Source organism: uncultured Agrobacterium sp., from assembly GCA_913777615.1.
In the GTDB taxonomy this organism is placed as follows: domain Bacteria; phylum Pseudomonadota; class Alphaproteobacteria; order Rhizobiales; family Rhizobiaceae; genus Agrobacterium.
The window spans coordinates 126284-148262 of sequence record CAJYTK010000009.1; the positions used below are offsets into that span (position 1 = coordinate 126284).

Annotated in this window: 20 protein-coding genes; 7 read left to right on the top strand and 13 right to left on the bottom strand. The window is 57.9% G+C overall.

Annotated elements, in window-relative coordinates; all coding sequences use genetic code 11:
- The first annotated feature begins 88 nt into the window (after positions 1–88).
- Both QZ862_RS08115 and QZ862_RS08120 read left to right on the top strand, forming a co-directional pair.
- Positions 89–943, top strand: coding sequence for an SDR family NAD(P)-dependent oxidoreductase (locus QZ862_RS08115; protein ID WP_296098874.1), 855 nt, complete (start codon positions 89–91; stop codon positions 941–943).
- A 78-nt stretch (positions 944–1021) separates the two neighbouring features.
- The gene (locus tag QZ862_RS08120) at positions 1022–1669 is read left to right on the top strand and encodes a LysE family translocator (RefSeq protein ID WP_112519415.1); all 648 of its coding nucleotides are present in this window, start codon (positions 1022–1024) and stop codon (positions 1667–1669) included.
- Positions 1670–1896: 227 nt separating this feature from the next.
- On the opposite strand, the gene QZ862_RS08125 is transcribed toward QZ862_RS08120, so the two are convergent.
- The 4 genes from QZ862_RS08125 to QZ862_RS08140 all read right to left on the bottom strand — a co-directional run bounded on the left by QZ862_RS08125 (position 1897) and on the right by QZ862_RS08140 (position 5813).
- Complete coding sequence (locus QZ862_RS08125; RefSeq protein ID WP_296098878.1) at positions 1897–2856, bottom strand: DUF3829 domain-containing protein; 960 nt, start codon at positions 2854–2856, stop codon at positions 1897–1899.
- A 164-nt stretch (positions 2857–3020) separates the two neighbouring features.
- A complete protein-coding gene (locus QZ862_RS08130) occupies positions 3021–3815 on the bottom strand; it encodes an ABC transporter ATP-binding protein (RefSeq protein WP_062424915.1) in 795 nt (264 codons plus the stop codon).
- Positions 3812–4693, bottom strand: a complete 882-nt coding sequence (locus QZ862_RS08135; RefSeq protein WP_274103422.1) for an ABC transporter permease — start codon at positions 4691–4693, stop codon at positions 3812–3814. Before QZ862_RS08135 ends, QZ862_RS08130 begins: the two co-directional genes overlap by 4 nt.
- A 166-nt stretch (positions 4694–4859) precedes the next feature.
- On the bottom strand, positions 4860–5813 hold the full coding sequence (locus QZ862_RS08140) for an ABC transporter substrate-binding protein (protein WP_296098881.1): 954 nt from the start codon (positions 5811–5813) through the stop codon (positions 4860–4862).
- 473 nt (positions 5814–6286) lie between these two features.
- Between QZ862_RS08140 and QZ862_RS08145 the strand changes: the two genes are divergently transcribed.
- Positions 6287–7369, top strand: coding sequence for a M48 family metalloprotease (locus QZ862_RS08145; RefSeq protein WP_296098884.1), 1083 nt, complete (start codon positions 6287–6289; stop codon positions 7367–7369).
- 128 nt (positions 7370–7497) lie between these two features.
- On the opposite strand, the gene rlmN is transcribed toward QZ862_RS08145, so the two are convergent.
- The 6 genes from rlmN to QZ862_RS08175 all read right to left on the bottom strand — a co-directional run bounded on the left by rlmN (position 7498) and on the right by QZ862_RS08175 (position 12007).
- The gene (gene rlmN, locus QZ862_RS08150) at positions 7498–8670 is read right to left on the bottom strand and encodes a 23S rRNA (adenine(2503)-C(2))-methyltransferase RlmN (protein ID WP_296099107.1); all 1173 of its coding nucleotides are present in this window, start codon (positions 8668–8670) and stop codon (positions 7498–7500) included.
- A 267-nt stretch (positions 8671–8937) separates the two neighbouring features.
- Positions 8938–9441, bottom strand: a complete 504-nt coding sequence (locus QZ862_RS08155) for an invasion associated locus B family protein (RefSeq protein ID WP_112519410.1) — start codon at positions 9439–9441, stop codon at positions 8938–8940.
- 363 nt (positions 9442–9804) lie between these two features.
- Positions 9805–10182, bottom strand: a complete 378-nt coding sequence (locus QZ862_RS08160; protein ID WP_296098887.1) for a YkvA family protein — start codon at positions 10180–10182, stop codon at positions 9805–9807.
- A gap of 51 nt (positions 10183–10233) precedes the next feature.
- The gene (locus tag QZ862_RS08165) at positions 10234–10539 is read right to left on the bottom strand and encodes a 4a-hydroxytetrahydrobiopterin dehydratase (protein ID WP_112519409.1); all 306 of its coding nucleotides are present in this window, start codon (positions 10537–10539) and stop codon (positions 10234–10236) included.
- Between the two features lie 155 nt (positions 10540–10694).
- Positions 10695–11288 carry an RNA 2',3'-cyclic phosphodiesterase gene (gene thpR / locus QZ862_RS08170; protein ID WP_296020490.1) on the bottom strand — a complete coding sequence of 198 codons (594 nt, stop codon included), beginning with the start codon at positions 11286–11288 and terminating at the stop codon, positions 10695–10697.
- Between the two features lie 68 nt (positions 11289–11356).
- Positions 11357–12007 carry an arylesterase gene (locus QZ862_RS08175; RefSeq protein WP_296098889.1) on the bottom strand — a complete coding sequence of 217 codons (651 nt, stop codon included), beginning with the start codon at positions 12005–12007 and terminating at the stop codon, positions 11357–11359.
- A gap of 67 nt (positions 12008–12074) precedes the next feature.
- Between QZ862_RS08175 and QZ862_RS08180 the strand changes: the two genes are divergently transcribed.
- From QZ862_RS08180 to QZ862_RS08190, 3 genes are all read left to right on the top strand, one after another.
- Entirely contained in the window at positions 12075–12788 is a 714-nt protein-coding gene (locus QZ862_RS08180) for an ABC transporter ATP-binding protein (protein WP_296098892.1), read from the top strand.
- A complete protein-coding gene (locus tag QZ862_RS08185; RefSeq protein ID WP_296098895.1) occupies positions 12785–15334 on the top strand; it encodes an ABC transporter permease in 2550 nt (849 codons plus the stop codon). Before QZ862_RS08180 ends, QZ862_RS08185 begins: the two co-directional genes overlap by 4 nt.
- Positions 15335–15599: 265 nt before the next feature.
- A complete protein-coding gene (locus tag QZ862_RS08190) occupies positions 15600–16382 on the top strand; it encodes a Bax inhibitor-1/YccA family protein (RefSeq protein ID WP_296020503.1) in 783 nt (260 codons plus the stop codon).
- Between the two features lie 193 nt (positions 16383–16575).
- Here the strand turns inward: QZ862_RS08190 and QZ862_RS08195 are convergent, their stop codons facing one another.
- The 3 genes from QZ862_RS08195 to acnA all read right to left on the bottom strand — a co-directional run bounded on the left by QZ862_RS08195 (position 16576) and on the right by acnA (position 21016).
- On the bottom strand, positions 16576–16968 hold the full coding sequence (locus QZ862_RS08195; protein WP_296020505.1) for a DUF2794 domain-containing protein: 393 nt from the start codon (positions 16966–16968) through the stop codon (positions 16576–16578).
- Positions 16969–17273: 305 nt separating this feature from the next.
- Positions 17274–18056 (bottom strand): thioredoxin family protein, encoded by a 783-nt coding sequence (locus tag QZ862_RS08200; RefSeq protein WP_296020507.1) that lies wholly within the window; start codon positions 18054–18056, stop codon positions 17274–17276.
- Between the two features lie 266 nt (positions 18057–18322).
- A complete protein-coding gene (gene acnA, locus QZ862_RS08205; protein WP_296098897.1) occupies positions 18323–21016 on the bottom strand; it encodes an aconitate hydratase AcnA in 2694 nt (897 codons plus the stop codon).
- 273 nt (positions 21017–21289) lie between these two features.
- Between acnA and ccmA the strand changes: the two genes are divergently transcribed.
- Complete coding sequence (ccmA, locus tag QZ862_RS08210) at positions 21290–21931, top strand: heme ABC exporter ATP-binding protein CcmA (RefSeq protein WP_296098899.1); 642 nt, start codon at positions 21290–21292, stop codon at positions 21929–21931.
- Positions 21932–21979: the final 48 nt, after the last annotated feature.

The window sequence follows — 21979 nt, forward strand, 5'->3', positions numbered from 1 at the left end:
TAGATTTCATAAGGCGCGCCAAAAGGCGTCTGGTTGCATGGGATGCCACTGCCGTTTGATAAGGACGGCCCTGGAGAAGGAGAAACCAATGTCGACATTTCACCCCGCATTCCAACAGGATAATGTTGCCGTCATCACCGGAGCCGCCTCCGGCATAGGTCTTGCAGCGGCAAAACAATGTGCCGGCTTCGGCATGAGCGTCGTGCTGGTCGATCTGGACGGTGAGAAATTGCGAGCGGCAGAACGTGACATTGCCGCCACGGTTGAGGATGGCGCAGCGAAGATCGTCGCCATCCCGACGGACGTCTCCAAGCTCGCCGAACTCGAGGCACTCGAACGAGCGGTGATCCAGCGCTTTGGCCGCGTCCATGTGCTGATGAACAATGCCGGCATCCAGCCGGGCAGCGCCCTTTTCGGCCCCCAGGTCAACTGGGACAGGGTGATCGGCGTCAACCTTATGGGCGTCATCAACGGCACCCGCGTATTCGGCGGGGGCATGGTCGCCCATGGAGAGCCGGGCCTCATCATAAATACCGGCTCGAAACAGGGCATCACCACGCCGCCCGGCGATCCGGCCTATAACGTATCGAAAGCGGGCGTGAAGGCGTTCACCGAAGCGCTTCAACATGAGCTGCGCACTTCAAACACCGGCGCGATTTCAGCGCATCTCCTGGTTCCCGGCTTCGTCTTCACCGGTCTTACCGCAGGCGAGCGTACGGAAAAGCCGGATGGCGCATGGACGCCGGAGCAGACCGTGGACTTCATGCTCGAGAGCATTGGGCGCGGCGATTTCTACATTCTCTGCCCCGACAACGAGGTGGATAGAAAGACCGACGAGAAGCGCATTCTTTGGGCTGCCAACGACATTGTCCAGAACAGACCACCGCTGTCGCGCTGGCATGGCGATTATGCCGAGCACTTCAAGACGTTTTTGAATAGCTGACGCAATACGAAGAGGAATTGGCAGGCTCACGAAACGGCGTTATGAGTATGCAATAACCCCGTTTTGGATGGTATCACCGTGGACTTCATTCCGAGCCTGCCAACCCTGATTGCCTTTACCGTCGCCATCCTGGTTCTGGCGGTGACGCCCGGTCCGGACATGACGCTCTGGATCAGCCGCTCCCTGCGCGAGGGACGCAAGGCAGGCTTTATGACGCTCGTGGGCACCAATCTCGGTATCACCGTCCATACGCTGCTGGTCGCCTTTGGCGTGGCAGCCCTCATCGTCGCTTCACCGACAGCCTTCATGGTGCTGAAGACAGGCGGTGCCGCCTATCTCGTCTGGCTGGCCATCCAGGCCATCCGCCACGGTTCCAACTTCGTCATGGAGCGCCCGAAGGAACAGAAGGCGGGCGCATCGATGACATCGGCTCTGGTCAACGGTCTATGGGTCAACCTGCTCAACCCGAAAGTCATCATCTTCTTCATGACCTTCCTGCCGCAATTCGTCACGGCGACAGATCCGCACGTTACCGGAAAGCTGATCTTCCTCGGTCTCTGGTCGATCATCGTCGCGCTGCCCATCGGCATCGGAATCGTGGTGGCTGCAGACTCGCTCTCCGACTGGCTGCAGCGCAATCGCAAGGTTTTGCGCGGTCTGGATTACACCATCGCTGGCGTCTTCTCGCTCTTCGCCGTCAAGATTTTCCTGACGCAGGCGAAGTAAGGCGAGAGCTGTCAAAAGCGTTTCGCGATCTTTCAGATCTGCTCACAAGCTCTGGATCCTAGTTTTATCGCATGTCGGTATCGCAACCGTTGCACATTTTTGCGTAGACCATACTGCCGCCGCAACTTCGTGGGGTCTGGCTTTTCAAGACCGTTTATAAGTCATCGTAGTGAATTGATCTCCGCCTCGAGGGCGAGGATGACGGTGAGCTTACAAGTCAGCGCCCATCAGCACCTGTTGCCGTTAAATGAACTGATCAGCCAGCTATAGTTCATGTTCAACTGACGGCCATCCGTGTAAACGGGATCTTGGATGGTGTTGACGTAGCGAGGATCAATTTCTACGCTGTAATCGCCCTTTTCCGCTCTTTGCACGGCTGTGCGTGCGCCAGCTATGAAGGTGTTGATAGCGCTCATCGTCGCGGGACATCCCTTCGCATCGCTGGACCGAAGTTTCTTGTCCCATGCCACCGACACATCATTCAGGCGGTTAAGGCTGGCTTTCGTATCATCGCGGAGATTGGCGTCACCAGGTGCTGCGAACATGGCAGTCAGTTTGGAGACTGTGTCCTTCGAAAACAAAATGATCCCTGCTCGATCACGCTCCACACTATCCGGCGCAGCCTCGTCATAGGCTTTGCGCGCCAAATCGTGATCGTGCTTCTGCATACTATTGAAGAAGGCCTCCTCTGCCGCCGCTACCTTCTTCAGGGCATCCACAAAGGCTGGATCCTTCTCACGTGCGGTCTTGCCACCATCTGCGAGATACCCTTTGGATTGCGCATAATTCGCAAGGTCAGTGTTGATCGGCTCGAAACCGGCCAGAGCATCGGCATAAGACTTCGCTGCAGGATCGATATCTGCAAACGTCGCCTCCTTGACGAACGCCTCATTCAGGGCAGACTTGACCTTGGTAACGTCTATGGGGCTTGCGACGGAGTAATTCTGAAGCGGTTTGTCGCCAGCCAAGGCACGAGCATATGTCTGAGCGTGGCTTTGCAGAACCTGGTTGAAGCTCACGGCCAGCGAATTGGCTGCCTTGACATAAGCGTTGTATTTGGAAACCGCCGCCTGGTCTGCCGCTGGGGCGACAACACCCTTATTTTCATTATCCTTGTCGTTGCAACCGGTCAGAAGAATTGCAAAAGCGGCGGCGAGTGCGGCGAAAAGACTTTTTCTGAAAAACATCATTTCTCCATGACTGTGACATTCGACCTGAAACGAACATGACAGGACATCCAGTCCCTCGTGAGGGATTGGATGTGGTAGAAATGGTGCAGCGGTCGTGAAGTTCCAGCGTTGTCTTTTTGCCCACTCACTAAGCGTGACAGGAGCGTAGCCCGCCCTGTGCATCACCCGATGAGCAATTCATCATCATCGAGAGTCTGACCACGGATCTTGCGGAACATCTCGATCAGATCTTCCACCTGGAGACCCTTGCGGCTTTCGCCGGAAACATCGAGCACGATTTCACCGGCATGCAGCATGATGGTGCGGTCCCCGTAATCCAGCGCCTGGCGCATGGAGTGCGTCACCATGAGCGTGGTAAGCTTGCGCTCCTCCACCACCTTGCGGGTCAGTTCCATGACGAATTCGGCCATGCCCGGATCGAGCGCTGCGGTATGTTCATCCAGCAGCAGAACATCGGATCCGGCAAGCGTTGCCATGACCAGCGAGACCGCCTGGCGCTGGCCACCGGAGAGAAGATCCATGCGGTCCTTCAACCGGTTTTCCAGCCCAAGGCCAAGCGAGGCGATGCGGTCCTGGAAGAAGGCACGACGGCCGCCGCCAAGCGCCGGAAGCAGACCGCGCACCTTGCCGCGTGCAGCCGCGAGCGCCAGATTTTCCTCAATGGTCAGCGCACCGCAGCTTCCGGCCAACGGATCCTGAAACACACGCGCCACCTGGCCCGCACGGCTGGCGGTTGGCTTGCGTGTGACGTCCACGCCGCTGATCGTGACCTTGCCAGCACTCGGCAGCACGTCGCCCGCCAGAACGCCGAGAAGCGTCGACTTGCCAGCACCGTTCGAGCCGATCACGGTGACGAAGGAGCCGGTTTCAATCGTGAGATTGATCTTCGCCAGCGCCTGCTTTTGCAGCGGCGTTCCCTTGCCGAAGATGACCTGAATATCGGACAGCGAAATCATGATGCGGCTCCTCCACGGCGCAGGCGCGGCAGGATGAGGGCGACGGCAACCAGAACGGCGGTAACGAAATTGAGGTCGGAGGCCTTGAGGCCAAGCGCATCACTCGACAACGCAAGCTGGATAGCCAGCCGATAGGCAATAGAGCCGAAGACGCAGCCGATCAGCGCGATCAGAATGCCGCGAGAGCCGAACAGCGTTTCGCCGATGATGACGGCGGCAAGCCCGACAACGATGGTGCCGACACCCGATGTCACATCGGCAAAGCCGTTAGTCTGGGCAAACAGCGCCCCGCCCAGCGCAACGAGCGCATTGGAAAGCGCCATGCCGAGATAGATCTGGTTGCCGGTCTTTACCCCTTGAGCGCGGGCCATGCGGGCATTCGCGCCAGTGGCGCGCATGGCAAGCCCGGCATCGCTTTCCAGAAAGCGCCACACGAGGATGACGGCAACGATAACCAGCAGGCCGACGAAGAGCGGCCGCACCAGATAATCGGATATGCCAAGACCATAGAAGGGCTCGATGACCGTTTCCTGATTGAGAAGCGCGACATTCGGCTTGCCCATGACGCGCAGATTGACCGAAAACAGCGCAATCATCGTCAGGATCGAGGCCAGAAGATTGAGGATCTTGAAGCGGACATTCAAAAGTGCTGTGACCATGCCGGCGCCAGCACCGGCAATCATCGCAACGCCTGTCGCAAGCCATGGATTGAGACCGGCAATGATCAGCACCGCCGCCACGGCAGCGCCGAGCGGAAAAGAACCATCAACGGTCAGATCGGGAAAATCGAGCACGCGAAAGGCGAGATAAACACCGATCGCGACAAAGGCGAAGACCAGCCCCAGTTCGACGGCACCCCAGAAGGCGATTTGGCTCACGACAGAAGTCCTTGGTTTTTCGACCGGGCGTTTCGCCGGGCCGATAGAGCAAGAGTGCCGCTGAAGCGCGGCACTCTCGATTGGAAGTGATGTATCTCAGTGATCCGGCCTTGTGTGGACGAAACGACATAAACAATGTCGATCGCGCGAGGCGGACGAGGAGACCTTACTCGATCACCTTCGTAGCGCGCTTCACGACGCTCTCAGGGAAGGTCACGCCAATCTTTTCAGCGGCTTTCTTGTTGAGAACGAGGTCGGTGCCGACAGCTGTAGTTGCCGCAATATCGCCAGGCTTCTCACCCTTCAGGATACGCACAACGACAGCACCCGTCTGCTTGCCCACATCGAAATAGTTGAAGCCGAGCGCTGCGATAGCGCCACGTGCCACGGAATCCGTATCGGCAGCAAAGAGCGGGATCTTCGCCTCAGCCGCAACACCGGCAGCCGCCTCGAAGGCGGAAACGATGGTGTTGTCGGTCGGAACGTAGATTACATCCGCCTTGCCGACCAATGCGCGGGTCGCGCCCTGAACTTCGGAGGACTTGGTGGCGACGGATTCGACAACCGTCAGACCGGCCTTTGCCGCTGCTTCCTTCAACAGAGCGAGCGTCGAGACAGAGTTGGCCTCGGCCGAGTTGTAGATGTAGCCGATCGTCTTGGCAGACGGCACGATTTCCTTGACCAGAGCCAGATGCTCGTTGACGGGAAGCGCGTCCGAAAGACCCGTCACGTTGCGGCCGGGCTTTTCCATCGACTTGATAAGCTGCGCGCCGACCGGATCGGAAACCGCGGTGAAAACAACCGGAATGTCGCGCGTTGCGGCAACGACGGCCTGCGCCGACGGCGTGGAGATCGGCACGATGACATTTGGAGCGTCGCCGACGAACTGACGAGCGATCTGCGCGGCGGTACCTGGGTTGCCCTGCGCGGACTGGTAGACGAACTTGAGATTCTCGCCTTCCTTGTAGCCAGCTTCGGCAAGTGCTGCCTTTACGCCATCACGTGCGGCATCGAGGGCCGGATGTTCGACGATGGCAGTCACAGCGACGGTCACGTCTTGCGCTTTGGCAGGCAGGACGAGAGCCGTGGCGGCGGCAAGAGCCAGAATAAGTGCGCGCATAGGGTATTCCTCCGATTATTTTGCTTTTCCCGCTCTCTTTAAGAAAGGGTTAAGCCGAAATCAATCGCGCGGGAGAGATCGGAGCGATCAAATATTTGATTGGGTGGAGGGGTAAGGTTCAATCAAAAGCTGCTGAGGTTTATAAGTCCGTCGAAGAATGGAACGAAACTGCCGATCCTCTACTCGCAAATGCGGTCTATACCGCGCAACCCTGATACTCCGAGGCCCGAAGCGCACAACCACTTGACGTAAAACAAGTTTTCCGCAGTCGCGATGGAGGTTTGTTCTTGCAATAAGCACTCAAACCTCCCGCAAACAGGACGTCTTACGCCTTTGTCGGCATGCACTATCCTGGATAGGTCACCAAAGTCACAGGAATGAGGGTCTTGAGACGGTGGCTGGGAAATGTCATCGGGATGTTCAGGACACCATCCTGCGCGATTGGTGGCGTCAGCCTTTGAGTGAGACTTGATTTGGCAAAGATTATTCTGGCTGCCGGTCGCCGTTTCGGGCGATTTACCTTACTGTTTCTGATCGCGCTGCTGGCGCTCATCATGAGCCTGTTGTTCTTTTTGTTAGATCAGCACTTCATCTGGCTTTTTGTTCTGATCGGCTTTGCCCTGTGGACGGTAGACATCACGATCGCTTTGCTGAAGGGCATATTCTTTACAAATCTATCGCGTGAAAAGGTCAATGGGATCAGTCGAGCCCAAGCCCCTGGACTATGGTCCATGTGGGAAGCTGTCGCTGGAAAGGCCACAGCCAGGAAAACCGCGATTACATTGAGTGACGCGATGAATGCGGGCGTCAGGATGCATCGTACTCTGCTCGGATTGCGCCGCCATTACGAGTTGATAGTCGGCATTCCTTTGCTGGCAGTCACAGATAAAGAAGCGATGTTCGCCATTCTGATGCATGAGAATGGTCACGTGCTGAACGAGGATGTGAACGGAAAGCTCCGTCTGGCAGAACTCGAAGAAAGCCTCAACATCGTCTTCGACTTCGCTTCACCGGAGAAATCAATCACCGGACACCTGCTCTACTCCTTATGGAAAACACTCTCACCATCATTTGAGCTTGAGAAGATGCGCCTATCTCGAGACGCCGAGATTAAGGCCGATCTTGAAGCGGCGAATGGTGGTCACGGCGAAGAGGCCGCTCGCGCCCTGCTTCTGGTCGATGCGTCCGCCATATTTCTGGAGCAAACATTTTATGAGTCGTTGCGGAAAGAACCTACGGATACAATCCCAACTGTCATTTCGCCCACGAAACGCCTTTTGAACGCGGTGTCTATGCTCAATATGAGTGAGCTGTTAAACATCTATGCGCGCCACGCATGGTCGATGGAGGTCGACGAACTATCCTCTCATCCCTCCTGTGCTCAACGCCTTTCAGCGCTGGGCTATCCCGAACGGTTTACCATAGAACCAGTGGCAACATCCGCACTTGCCCTCTTGGAAGACGATTTTGCCAAGCAAATGTTTGCTAAGCTGGATGAGTTATGGATGAACCCCGTGCCGAGCAAGCTGCAATCGCCAGCGGAACACAGCGGATAAGGTAAAAGCTGCCGGTGACAGCGGGAGATGATCTGGCTTCAGGCGTGACGTCGGAAAGAGCGTCGCCACAGACCCGTACCGGAGAAGCTCAAGACTGAAGCTGCTCTCGGAGCGACGACACCGTAAAATCAGTCATCAGCCCCGTGATTGGCAATCATCATCGCTTCAAACGCCAGGCGCTCGGTCTTGCGCATGCGTTCCGATTCCGACTTCAACTGGCCACAGGCTGCCAGAATATCGCGCCCGCGCGGGGTGCGGATCGGTGAGGCGTAGCCGGCCTGGTTGATGAAGTCGGCGAACTTCTCGATCTGCGCCCAGTCCGAGCACTGGTAATTGGTCCCTGGCCATGGGTTGAAGGGGATGAGATTGATCTTGGCTGGAACGCCCTTAAGAAGCTGGATCAGCATCTTGGCATCTTCCAGGCTGTCATTGACGTCCTTCAGCATCACGTATTCGAAGGTGATACGGCGCGCATTGGAAAGACCCGGATAGTTGCGGCAGGCTTCGATCAGTTCCTTCAGCGGATACTTCTTGTTGATAGGCACCAGCATGTCGCGCAGTTCGTCGCGCACGGCATGAAGGGAGATCGCCAGCATCACGCCGATCTCGTCGCCGGTGCGGAAGATTTCCGGCACGACGCCGGAGGTGGAGAGCGTCACGCGGCGCTTGGACAGCGACAGGCCGTCGCCATCGGTGGCGATCAAAAGTGCGGTCTTCACATGCTCGAAATTATAAAGCGGCTCGCCCATGCCCATCATCACGATGTTGGACACCTTGCGGCCCTCGCTCGGAACATAGGCGCCGACCGGCGTTGAGCCATCCGGGAAATCGCCCAGACGATCACGCGCAAGCAGAAGCTGCGAGAGAATTTCCTCGGCCGTCAGATTACGCACCAGACGCTGCGTGCCGGTGTGGCAGAAGGAGCAGGTGAGCGAACAGCCAACCTGGCTGGAGATGCACAGCGTCCCGCGGCCTTCTTCTGGAATATAAACGGTCTCGATTTCCACCGGGCGACCGGCACCACGCGGGGGAAAACGCATCAGCCACTTGCGTGTGCCGTCATTGGAAATCTGCTCTTCGACGATCTCGGGCCGGGCAATGGTAAACTTCGCTTTCAGCCTCTCGCGGAGGTCTTTCGCGACATTGGTCATGTTGTCGAAATCGGAGACGCCGCGCACGTAAAGCCAGTTCCACAACTGGCTGACACGCATCTTGACCTGCTTTTGCGGTACGCCGATCTCCATCAGCGCGTCGGCCATCTCTTCGCGCGTCATGCCGATGAGCGACGGCTTGTCCGACATGAGATCGCTGTTGGCGACCAGAGGCGCTTTGACTGCAAGACCGGGTGTAGCTTCCAAAGTGGACATCGTCCTATCCCATCATCCAATGCACGAGCGAAACCGACCTGTCGAAACGGCGGAACGTCATCTGCATGTCGAGAAATCCAAAACTGCTGCGATCATCTCGGTGTCGCCAGCATTCGTGTTGGGCGCGCATCTAGCATCAAACCGGCCAAAACGCAAATGGCCGGTCAAAGACCGGCCATCAGACTTGATCGTCAAAATTGCTTACTTGCAGCTTTCGATCTGCTTCAGCGCTGCCGAGATGCCAGACAGCGAATAGGAATAGGAGGTTGCCGTGCCACGACCCGACGTCGCCTTGACGGTCATGCTCTTGCCCGTCTTCATGGCTGCAACAAGTGCCGGCTCTTCAGCGGCGTTCTCGACCCAAGCCGCCTTGTCCTTTGTGAACATGACGAAGTTCTTGGCATCGATCGTCACATTGACCTTGGAGCCTTCCTTCAAAGGATAGCCCACCATGGCCTGCGGCTCATAGGAGATGTTCTGGCCAGGGCGCTGCGACACGATGAAAAAGATATCGCCATGATCGACGCTCGCCGGCTCCTTGGCGGTTGGGACGGACAGAACATAGCAAACGGTGCTTTTACCCGATTTGTACGAATAGGCACCCCAAGCGTTGAACTGCTGGATGCGCGTGGGCGACTGTGCAGAGGCAATGCTGACACTGGTCAGCAAAATGGCGGCTGCGGTTGCTACACTTCTTACAAACATTGAATTTCCTGCCGGGTTTATTGTCTTCCAGTTGCCCGAACGGCTAGGCCGGGCCGGTGCTAGGTGAAGGCCGTCATCTTTATTTTGGCTAAGGAACGGTTACCAAACCGTCAACGCCATCGTTAAAAGGTGAGAATTGTATCGCGGTGTTACAGTTCGGATACTTCCCGCGCGCCCTGAGAAGCCTGCCCTACCGAAGCTTACGAAAGCTCGGACAAAGCACATGCGTCAGAACGTCCTGACGCATGCAAGAAGATGCTCCAGGCGACGCGAGACAGCGCCACATCCACAGCTATGACACGCCAATTCAGGCAAGAATTTGTCAGGATTTGGAAGCGTTGCGAACGGCGCATCACAGGGCCGTTACTCTTCGCGCATCTTCTCCAGCGCCGCATCCGCAGCGTCGTAGTGCTCCATCGTGATATGGGCACGGATCATGGCGAGCGCTGCGGTCAAAACGGCGATATCATCGGTGAAGCCGATGACCGCCAACATATCCGGCACAACATCGATGGGCATGATGAAATAGCCAAGCGCGGCAAGAAGAATACCCTTCGCACGAAGCGGCGTTCCCGGATCGACCGCGCAATAATAGGCAGCCGCAGCGTCTCTCGCAAAAGGCACCTTGCTGACGACCCGCTTCATCTTGGGCCAGAACTTGGAGCGCACCGTCTGTTCGCGCTCTCTCTGCGTGTCGGGATCACCGGGAAGCAGGATTTCACCGATCTTGACGTCATCCATGGTCGAGTTTCCTTTGGTCATGGCCATGATATAGGAAAGCTGGTGCAGCGTTCAATTGCCGCGCCCGGCAGCCGCCTTCTCCATCGCCTTGGCCAGCAGGATGTCACGCTCGGTGATCCCCTGGGAATCATGCGTGGTGAGACAGACCTTCACCCGCGAATAGACATTCGACCATTCAGGATGGTGGTTAAGCTTCTCTGCCACGAGCGCGCATTCCGCCATGAAGCCGAAAGCCTCGGCGAAACTGGCGAATTTGTATGCCTTGACGATCGCCAAACCATCTTCGCGCAGTGACCAACCGTCAATCTCCTCAAGCGCCGTCAGCACCGCGTCCGTTTCAAGCTTCGCGTAGGTCACGACGAACCCTCCCCTCGCATTCCTGTTTCGCCCGGGATTCAACGGAAATGCATGCACTTTGGTTCATTCGGGGCCCACAGACCACCGTCTGATAATGGCGCACGACCAAGCCGGCAGCCAGGCGATGCTATGATCGGCCGTTTCCAAGACACGTTTCAGAACAGCGTCTTTTCCGGAAGCAGGCCGGCATCGGCATAGATGCCGCCCGAACGACTTTCATACAATGGAAAAGCCTCTTCGACGATGTAAGGACCGCCACCGACCGACTCCTTCGACGACATCAGGACGAAGCGTCCGACGGTGAAGGTGGAAGTGCGAAAATCCCCGCGGCCCGAAAGATAATGGACCACATCGTCTAGCCTCGAATTGCGAAGCCTTGCCAGCGTGACATGCGGCGTGAACTTTCGCGGATCCGGCGGCAGGCCAAGTCTTTGGCAAATGCGCTCGATTTCTGCCTGGAGAGCCACCATTTCCGGGGAAGGAGACACCCCGGCCCAGATGGAGTGCGGCTTCTTCGATCCGAAGGAACCGATGCCCGTCAGGTTGATCTGAAATTCCTCACGCTCGATGCGATCCAGCCGGTCGACCACCTCATCGGCAGTGCGACCGTCTATATCCCCGATAAAGCGCAAGGTGATGTGATAATTCTCCACGTCAATCCACCGGGCTCCCGGTAGACCACCGCGCAACAATGAAAGGCTCATCGCCGCGTTGCGCGGAATTTCGAGGGCGGTAAACAGTCTCGGCATGGCGAGCTCCCCGAATCTTTTGGCAGAACAAGAACAGCGAATCATGCAACGCTTGGCTGCGCAAGTGCTTATTTTTTTTGCGCACTGATAGTCTTAACAAAGGCCTCGACGGCTGGCAGAGACTTCTCCACCATCACCGCCACACCCTTGGCATTGGGATGCATTCTGTCTTCCAGTTGCAGGCTCTGATCGAGCACCACACCATCCAGGAAGAACGGATAGAGCGGCAGCTGATACTTCTGCGCCAGGCGCTCATAGATCGGGTTGAACGCCTTACCGTAATCGCCGCCCATATTCGGCGGCACGATGATGCCCACCAACAGGACCGGAATTTTGCGCTTCTGGAACCCTTCGATGATGGCTGAGAGGTTCTTCTCGGTATCGGCCGGTGGAATGCCACGAAGCGCGTCGTTGGCACCAAGTTCCAGGATTACGCCGTCCGTCCCGTCCGGGACCGACCATTCGGCACGGGCGAGCCCGGCGGAGCTCGTATCGCCCGAAACGCCGGCATTGGTGACCACCACATTGACGCCCTTGGCCTTCAGCGCCGCTTCAAGCTGCGCGGCATAGCTCTCGTTTGGCGCCAGCTGATAACCAGCCATCAAACTATCGCCGAAGCCGACGATCTGTAATGGCTTGTCTTGAGACTGCGCATAAGAGGATGAAAAGAGCGCTCCACAAATGACGACTAAGTGAGCGGCAGCGGCTTTAAAATTCATACCAGCCTTCCTAATTGGTGAAGCCGGGCAAGGCTTCTGCACTCTTGGATATATAGGAACGCGAAACGTGGCGAAAAGCACCATCGAGCTGAAGAAAGCGGATCTCACTCTTGGCAGTGCTGCTGCTTCCGTCCACGTTTTGAAACGCATCGATCTCACTATCCAGGAAGGCGAAGCCGTCGGTATTGTAGGGCCTTCCGGCTCCGGCAAGTCGACCCTGCTGATGGTGCTGGCGGGTCTTGAGAGACTGGATAGCGGCGAGATCACGATTGCGGGAACGCATCTTCATTCGCTTGGAGAGGACGCGCTGGCCGATTTTCGCGGCAAGAATATCGGCATCGTCTTCCAGTCCTTTCACCTGATTGCCAACATGACGGCACTGGAAAATGTCGCAGTGCCGCTGGAACTTGCCAATGTTCCTAATGCCTTCGAGATTGCGACCCGCGAATTGACCGCCGTTGGTCTCGGGCAACGCCTCAACCACTACCCCGGCCAATTGTCGGGCGGTGAACAGCAGCGCGTGGCGATTGCCAGAGCGCTGGCGCCTTCGCCTGCCGTGCTGATTGCGGATGAGCCCACCGGCAATCTCGACACCGACACCGGCAAGCAGATCGCCGACCTTCTTTTCTCCAAGCAGGCCGAACGCGGGATGACGATGATCCTCGTCACGCATGATCCCTCGCTCGCCGCCCGATGCACGCGCCAGATCAAGGTGCGCTCCGGACAGATCGAGGGTGACAGCGCCGGTTCCACCGCCGCCAGACAGGCGGCAAGCGCATGATTCCGTCAGCCGCCAACATTCGAAATGCGCTGAGATTGGCGCGCCGGGAAATCCGCGGCGGTTTCGGCGGTTTTTACATTTTCCTCGCCTGCATTGCACTTGGCACCGGAGCGATTGCCGCCGTCAATTCCGTCTCGCGGGCCGTCACCAGCGCCATTGCCGATGAGGGTCAGTCCATTCTCGCCGGTGATGTGCGTTTCGAGCTGAGAAATCGCGAGGCCAATACAGAGGAACGCGCCTATATCGACAGTCTCGGCGAGGTCGCCGTCTCCGACGGTCTGCGGTCCATGGCCCGCCTTGAGGACGGATCGCAGCAGACGCTCGCCGAAGTGAAGGCCGTCGATGGTGCCTATCCACTCTACGGGGATTTCGTTTCCGAACCGGCACGTCCGCTTCCCGAGCTTCTGGCTAGACAGGGTGAGAGCTTCGGCGCGGTCGCGGCGCCGATGCTGCTTGAGCGCCTCGGCATCAAGGTCGGCGACGACCTGCTTCTTGGCAATGCAAGGCTGAAACTGACGGGCACCATCGTGACCGAACCGGACACGCTTTCCGACGGCTTCGGCTTCGCCCCCCGCCTGCTCATCAGCCGGGATGCACTTGTCGCCTCCGGTCTGATCCAGATAGGAAGCCTGATCGAGCATGCTTACAAGGTTCGCCTGACCGACCAATCCAAGCGCGCAACGATTATTGAGACGACCAACAAGGAATTTCCCAATGCCGGTTGGTCCATTCGCACCAGCGACCGCGCAGCACCGCAACTGACCGAAAACGTCAACCGCTTCTCGCAATTTCTGACTCTGGTTGGTCTGACGGCGCTGATCGTCGGCGGTGTCGGAGTGGCGAATGCCGTGCGCGCCTTTCTCGATTCCAAGCGCACGACTATTGCTTCGCTGAAATGCCTCGGCGCACCGGCAAGCGTGGTAACAATGACCTATCTCTTCCAGATCGGCTTCATTGCCTGCGTCGGAATCCTGATTGGACTACTTTTCGGTGCCGTAGCACCCCTCATCGCCATGCGCTTTCTGGACGGCGTGCTGCCGGTGCCGAAAGAGCTTGCCTTCTATCCAGCGGCGCTGTGGCTTGCTGCCGTCTTCGGCATGCTCACGACACTTGCTTTTGCCATCGTGCCGCTCGGTCAGGCGCGTGAAGTGCCCGCCACGGCTCTCTTCCGCGAACAGGGGTTCGACGAGGGTAAGCTTCCTTCCTGGCCGTATCTCGCTGCCACGGCAGTTCTTCTCGCAGTGCTCGCGAGCCTTGCGATTTTCACGGCGGATGACCGCTTCATCGCATCGGTGTTCCTTGGCGCCATCGCATTTGCTTTCGTCGTCTTGCGGCTGGTCGCCGCTGGCATCAAAGCCTTGGCGAAACGCAGCCCACGCGTCCATTCCGCAGCTCTCAGACTTGCGATCGGCAATATCCACCGCCCAGGCGCACTCACCCCTTCTGTCGTCCTGTCGCTCGGTCTTGGGCTGACGCTGCTGGTGACGCTGACGCTGATCGATGGCAACCTGCGGCGGGAATTCACCTCGACGCTGCCGGAGAAAGCGCCGAATTTCTTCTTCGTGGATATCCAGGGAAGCGAGCGCGACGGTTTCCGCGACCTCGTCAAGCGCGAAGCGCCGGAAGGCACCCTCACCGAGGTCCCAATGCTGCGCGGCCGTATCCTGGCGCTCAACGGTCAGGACGTCACCAAGATCGAGGTGCCACCATCGGGCCGCTGGGTTCTGCGCGGCGATCGCGGCATCACCTATTCTCAAGATCTGCCCGAAAATACCAAGCTCACGCAAGGCACGTGGTGGGGCAAGGATTATAGCGGCGAGCCGCTGGTGTCCTTTGCCGCCGAAGAAGCGCGCGAGCTTGGCCTGAAGATCGGCGATACGGTGACCGTCAACGTCCTTGGCCGTAGCATCACCGCCAGGATCGCCAATCTGCGTGACGTGCAATGGCAGTCCATGTCGATCAATTTCGTCATGGTCTTTTCGCCCAACACCTTCCGCGGTGCACCGCATGCCTGGCTCGCAACCCTCGCTGACCCTTCGGCGACACCCGCCAAGGAAGGCGAGATCCTGCGCAGCATCACCAATGCTTATCCGACGATCACCACCGTGCGAGTCAAGGATGCGCTCGATATCGTCGACAGGCTGGTGGGACAGTTGGCCACCGCGATCCGTGCGGCGGCTGCCGTTGCGCTGATTGCCTCCGTGCTGGTGCTGGCCGGTGCTCTGGCGGCGGGGAACCGTGCGCGCACCCGTGATGCGGTGATTTTGAAGACGCTCGGCGGCACCCGCTCCATGCTGATCCGAGCCTTCTCCTATGAGTACATCATCCTCGGCTTTGCGACCGCCACCTTTGCCCTTCTGGCGGGTGGTGTCTCCGCGTGGTTCGTCATTTCCCGCATCATGAAGCTGCCGTCCAGCTTCCTGCCAGATGTGGCGATCGGCACGCTTGTCGTGTCGCTCCTCATGACGGTGGGCATCGGCCTGATCGGCACATGGCGCATTCTCGGGCAGAAGGCAGCACCTGTGCTGCGCCAGGCGGGTGAATAATCCACTAGATGCAAAGCAGAAGCTAAAATCGGAAAAGTTGTGCGCGATTTAACTTTTACGATTAATTCTTCGTAATGATGTCAAAAACGTTATCGCTTTTCGCGCATACGGTGTTTTTTCGGCATTCTCCGCTCTTGTAACAAATGCGCCATCGTCTCATATTCTCTGGTAGGCTTGCTGTAGCTCCGCAGCGGCGCCTGGGGTAATGTCCGTACAACGGTCTTATCCCGACACCGTAGCAACTTCGGAGCTAAAAGAGGAAACAATGGCTGACTTTAACAACTACCAGAACCGCGTGGCCCAGGGCCGTGCTCAGTCTGGTGCGATGATCGACGAAGGTCTTCGCTCCTACATGGTGAAGGTCTACAACCTTATGGCGCTCGCACTGGTGATTACCGGTGTTGCTGCCTTCGGTTTTGCTAGCCTCGCTGTGACATCTGATCCAGCTGCGGCTGTCGCGACTTTGCCCAACGGCAAGATGCTGACGGAATTGGGCTATGCGATCTATGCATCCCCGCTTCGCTGGGCCGTCATGCTGGCTCCGCTAGCTTTGGTTTTCTTCCTGAGCTTCCGCGTGCATAAGATGAGCGTGTCTGCCGCCCAGTCGACCTTCTGGGTCTATGCGGCACTCGTCGGTCTCTCGATCTCTTCGATCTTCCTGAGATATACTGAAGCCAGCATCGTCCAGACGTTCTTCATTACGGCTGCTTCTTTCGGCGCGCTGTCGCTCTACGGCTACACGACCAAGAAGGACCTGTCCGCCATGGGCTCGTTCCTGATCATGGGCCTGTTCGGCCTGATCATCGCGTCGATCGTCAACATCTTCCTTAAGTCCGACGGCTTAGGCTTCGCTGTCTCTGCAATCGGTGTCCTGATCTTTGCGGGTCTGACGGCTTACGATACGCAGAAGATCAAGGAAATGTACTTCGAAGGTGACGACGTTCTCGTAGCCGGTCGCAAGGCGATCATGGGTGCGCTGACGCTCTACCTCGACTTCCTGAACCTGTTCATGTTCCTGCTTCAGTTCCTGGGCAACCGGAACAACTAAGGGTCGCGACAGCGCTCAAACATAAAGGCGGCCACCGGCCGCCTTTTTCATGTCCACTTACGAGGCAGAGGAAGCGCCGCTTCCGACTGTTTTTTAGCACCGGCCCTACAATCGGACCCGATCTGCGGAAAGCACGATACATCAATTCAAAGCGGCGAAGCGCTCGTTGCGCGTCCAATAGGCGCACGGCGCTCTAGTCGATCAGCTTCAAAGCCTTGTCGAATACCTTCAGCACCTGAGGCAACTCATGCCCACGCTTGAGAATGCGGCCATCGGTGTTGATAACGCAGTAAGCGCCCTGCTTGGCAGCTAGCTTCGGGTTTTTCTCGATCCTGAACAGCGGCATTTCGCCGGAGCGCTTGAAGACGGAGAACACCGCCTTTTCCTTCATGTGGTCGATGGCATAGTCGCGCCACTCGCCCTCGCCCACCATGCGGCCATAGATGCGCAGAATCGCGTCCAATTCCCGGCGGTGGAAGGTGACAGGCAAGGGATCCTTGCTTTGTTTATACTCCCGAAGATCAACGACGGTTGAGCCTTCTCGCGTCTGAGAATTCGCGTAATGCAAATCCGGCTGATCGGTCATCCGGCACCTCGCTCGACTGCATATGACATCTGCGCGACAGTCTGTGCCCGGCTTGGACAAATTGCAAGCCCGCAACGTCGATGCGCAAACGACACCATGATCGGTAACCAATGAGGCACGTAAACGGGCTTAAATGCCCAATTTCAAACAAATCATGGCCCGAATTCGATGGAATAGTGCGATCGTCAATTGATGCCTAGGCACCAAGATGACCCGGTCCGGTGCATTGACCCTTTACCCCCAGCCCCCAATGCCCGGACCGGATCTCCCCCTCGCGGGGATCGGGGTAACCTGTTCCGAGAGCCTTACCCCTCAGAATGCATCAGCACATTCGCGCCGACGATAGCTGAGGGATTGCCCGCTGCATCCATTTTTTGCAGCAACACGGCGCAACCGCCGGACTTGGCCTTTGCCATCACACTTGCCGGCAGCTTGACCGTCATAGCCTTGCCATCCCACATGCCCACCGTCTGCACGTCATAGACACTGTGCCAGTAGGAAATGGTCTTGCCCTGGTTCTCGCCCTTCTGGACGTCCACGACCTGCTCGCGGTTGAAATAGGCAACCACGACTTCTGCCTTGCCCTCACCGGCGCCAATGTCGATCTCGATCTCGTCGCCGACGCGCTCGGTGCTGACGGGAACGCTCAGGCCCTCTCCCGCATGATTGAAATCGTCGAGCCGCTTGTAGATCGTCTGGATATCCGCGCCCTTCACATGGTCGCGTCCGTTGACCACGGCCTGTGGCGTATAGACATTGTTGCGCCCGAGCGCCCGGGCATAGCCATATTGCCGCTCGGTGTTTTCCTTCGACGCCAGCGAATCCGTCCAGCCGAGATAGTTCCAGTAGTCCACGTGATAGGACAGGCCAATCACATCGCCGTTCTGGATAAGCTTGCGCAAATTGGCATCCGCCGGTGGGCAGGACGCGCAGCCCTGCGAGGTAAAGAGTTCGACCACGCCTTTCAGCCCGTCCTGTGCATAGGCTGCACCGCCAGAAAGCCCGCCGAAAAGGCACAGGGAAACGCCGAAGCTGCGAAGCCCATTTCTAAAAGTGCCGCTTCGCTGCGGGCCAATTTTATTCGGCATGATATGAACCCTTGTCTGAATGCCGGTCCGAACCATTGATGCAATCAATTTGGGTGTGGAGGCAAGGCGGAAAATAGCCTCGAACTCTGTTCAAGAGGAAGTCACGATGGGGTGAGCATCGCAAGCCCCATGCGGAGCAAAAGACCTGAATGGCGAGCCGTCGCGTTCACGCACTTCCCAAACAAGATCTCATGCGCGGAGCGTCCCGATCGGACACAAAAAAACGCCGGGATTGCTCCCGGCGTTCGATGTCTTTGACGGATAGATCAGGCTGCCAGATCGCGAAGAACGGTCTGCAGAATGCCGCCATTGTCCATGTAGGTCACTTCGTCCAGCGTATCGATGCGGCAAAGCAGCGGAACTTCCTTCACTGTGCCGTCCGAATAGGTGATCTTCGCGATCTTGGTTTCGCGCGGCTTGATCTCGCCTTCGAGGCCCTCGATGGTGACGGTTTCGTCGCCCTTCAGACCCAGGCTTGCCCAAGTGGTGCCTTCCTGGAAGGTGAAGGGCACGACGCCCATGCCGACCAGGTTGGAGCGGTGAATACGCTCGAAGGACTGCGCCACCACGGCCTTGACGCCGAGCAGGTTGGTGCCCTTTGCCGCCCAGTCACGCGAGGAGCCGTTGCCGTACTCGACACCGGCGAAGATGACGAGCGGAACGCCCTCATCCTTGTACTTCATCGCAGCGTCGTAAATCGACATCTCTTCCTTGGACGGATAGTGGATGGTGTAGCCACCTTCCTTGCCGTTCGGCCCGAGCATGTGGTTACGAATGCGGATGTTGGCGAACGTGCCGCGCATCATCACTTCGTGGTTGCCACGGCGCGTGCCGTACTGGTTGAAGTCGGCAACCGCCACACCGTTTTCGGTGAGATAAGCACCGGCAGGAGACGCTGCCTTGATCGAACCGGCCGGAGAGATGTGGTCGGTGGTGATCTTGTCGCCGAAGAGACCGAGAACGCGAGCGCCCTTGATGTCCTTGAGACCAGTGCCCTTCTTGCCCATGCCGACGAAGTAAGGCGGGTTCTGGACGTAGGTGGAGTTGTCGTCCCAGGCATAGGTCTGACCATCAGGAACCTGAACGGCCTGCCAGTTCTCGTCGCCCTTGAACACGTCCGCGTACTTGGTCTCGAACAGTTCACGGGTCACGTATTTCTGGATGAATTCCTGGACTTCCGCAGAGGTCGGCCAGATGTCCTTCAGATAGACCGGGTTGCCGTTCTGGTCTTCACCGAGCGGCTCCTTCGTCAAGTCCTTCTGCACCGTGCCGGCCAGCGCATAAGCGACGACGAGCGGCGGGGAAGCGAGGTAGTTCGCCTGGACGTCCGGCGAAATGCGGCCTTCGAAGTTACGGTTGCCGGAAAGAACGCCAGCGGTGATCAGACCCTTGTCGTTGATGGTTTTGGAGATCGGCGCTGGCAGCGGGCCGGAGTTGCCGATGCAGGTCGTGCAGCCGAAGCCGACGAGGTTGAAGCCGAGCGCGTCGAGCTCCTTCTGCAGGCCAGCCTTTTCCAGATATTCCGCCACGACCTGGCTTCCAGGTGCAAGCGATGTCTTTACCCACGGCTTGGACTTCAGGCCCTTGGCAACGGCGTTGCGGGCGAGAAGACCGGCAGCGATCAGCACCGACGGGTTGGAGGTGTTGGTGCAAGACGTGATGGCGGCAATTGCCACATCACCATGTCCGAGGTCGTAGCTTTCGCCTTCCACCGCATAGCGGGTGTCGATCTGGCCAGGCTTCTTGTAGTCGTTCTCGAGAGCGGTCGCGAAGTTCGAAGCAATGGTTTCGAGCGGCAGGCGGCCTTCCGGACGCTTCGGACCGGCCATGGATGGCACGACGTCGTTGAGGTCGAGTTCCAGCGTGTCGGTGAAGACGAGCTGCGAGCCGTCATTGTCGCGCCACATGCCCTGCGCCTTGGAATAGGCTTCGACGAGCGCGATACGATCCTTCGCGCGGCCGGACATGTTGAGGTAGCCAACGGTGGCGGTATCGACAGGGAAGAAGCCGCAGGTCGCGCCGTATTCCGGACCCATATTGCCGATCGTCGCACGGTCTGCGACCGGCAGCGTGTCGAGGCCGGGGCCGAAGAATTCGACGAACTTGGACACGACGCCCTTCTTGCGCAGCATCTGCACGACCGTCAGAACGAGGTCGGTCGCGGTAACGCCTTCCTTCAGCGTGCCCGTCAGCTTGAAGCCGATGACTTCGGGCAGAAGCATGGACACCGGCTGGCCGAGCATGGCCGCTTCGGCTTCGATGCCGCCAACGCCCCAGCCCAGAACGCCAAGACCATTGATCATCGTCGTGTGGCTGTCGGTGCCGACGCAGGTATCCGGATAAGCGATCGTCTCGCCATCCTCATCCTTCGTCCAGACAGTCTGGCCGAGATATTCGAAGTTCACCTGGTGACAGATGCCGGTGCCTGGCGGAACGACGCGGAAGTTCTTGAACGCCTGCTGGCCCCACTTGAGGAAGCGGTAACGCTCGCCGTTGCGCTCATATTCGAGCTCGACGTTGCGGGCAAAAGCACTCGGATTGCCGAATTCGTCGACGATGACCGAGTGGTCGATGACGAGGTCGACGGGAACGAGCGGGTTGATCTTTTCCGGATCGCCGCCGAGAGCCTTGATGCCATCGCGCATGGCTGCGAGATCGACGACGGCGGGAACGCCGGTGAAGTCCTGCATCAGAACACGGGCGGGACGGTAAGCGATTTCCGCTTCCTTCAGACCCTTGTTGTTCAGCCACTCGGCAACAGCCTCGATATCGGACTTGCGAACCGAACGGCCGTCTTCATTGCGCAGCAGGTTCTCAAGCAGAACCTTCATCGAATAGGGGAGATTGGCGACGCCCTTGAGGCCGTTCGCTTCCGCTTTCGGCAGGCTGTAATAGACATATTCCTTACCGTCGACGGTAAGAACGGAACGACAATTGAAACTGTCGAGAGATTTTGCCACGGTAGTAAACCCCGTTCATTCTGATAGCCAACACGCGCGTGCGGACACCTATGCACTATCATGCACATCAGGATGCGGGTACGACCATTTCCGCTGTCCGCACGAGAAAATTGCTTCCGCAATATTCAGGTCCGGCGCTAGGTGATGTTCACGCCGGCCGCTGGCGTGGTTGAGACCCATATAGATAATTTCGCCAAAACGTGCCAGACCAACTCATGGCTAAAATCGATTTTTTTTGATCGAGATGACGAAATTCTTAAACGAGGCGGAGCAGTGCATCTGACAGCGGAAAATCTTGGCGTCAGACGGGGCGAAGATTTTATATTCATGAACGTTTCTCTCCAGTTAACGGATGGCGACGCCCTCGTTCTCACCGGCGCCAACGGGTCAGGCAAATCCACGCTTCTACGCGTCCTTGCAGGCCTGCTGCCTGCCGAGACCGGGACCATAAAGATAGCCGGCGAAGGAATTGAAGAGGGCACACGGCCCGCTGAAGTCAGCCACTATCTCGGCCACCGCAACGCCATGAAACAGGAAATGACAGTTTACGAGAACCTCTCCTTCTGGAAGCGTTTCTTAGGTGACTTCAACGGCGTGCCCTCTGCCTCCATCGAAGACGCTGCCGAGATCGTCGGCCTTGCCGGTATCACCCACCTGCCCTTCGGATATCTTTCCGCCGGCCAGCAACGGCGGTTTGCCATGGCCAAGCTGCTCGTGGCTTGGAAGCCGATCTGGATTTTGGATGAGCCAACGGCAGCGCTGGATGCAGAGGCGGACCGCATGTTTACCGGATTGGTGAAGGCGCATCTGGCAAGGGGTGGTCTCGTGGTCGCGGCAACGCACCAGCCGCTTGGACTGGAGGATGCCAAAGAGTTGCGGATGACTGGGTTTGCCGGAGTGGGGGAGGTTTATTGATGAGCTTCCTCACCTGTACCGAGCATACTCTCAAGCGCAAACGCCCCG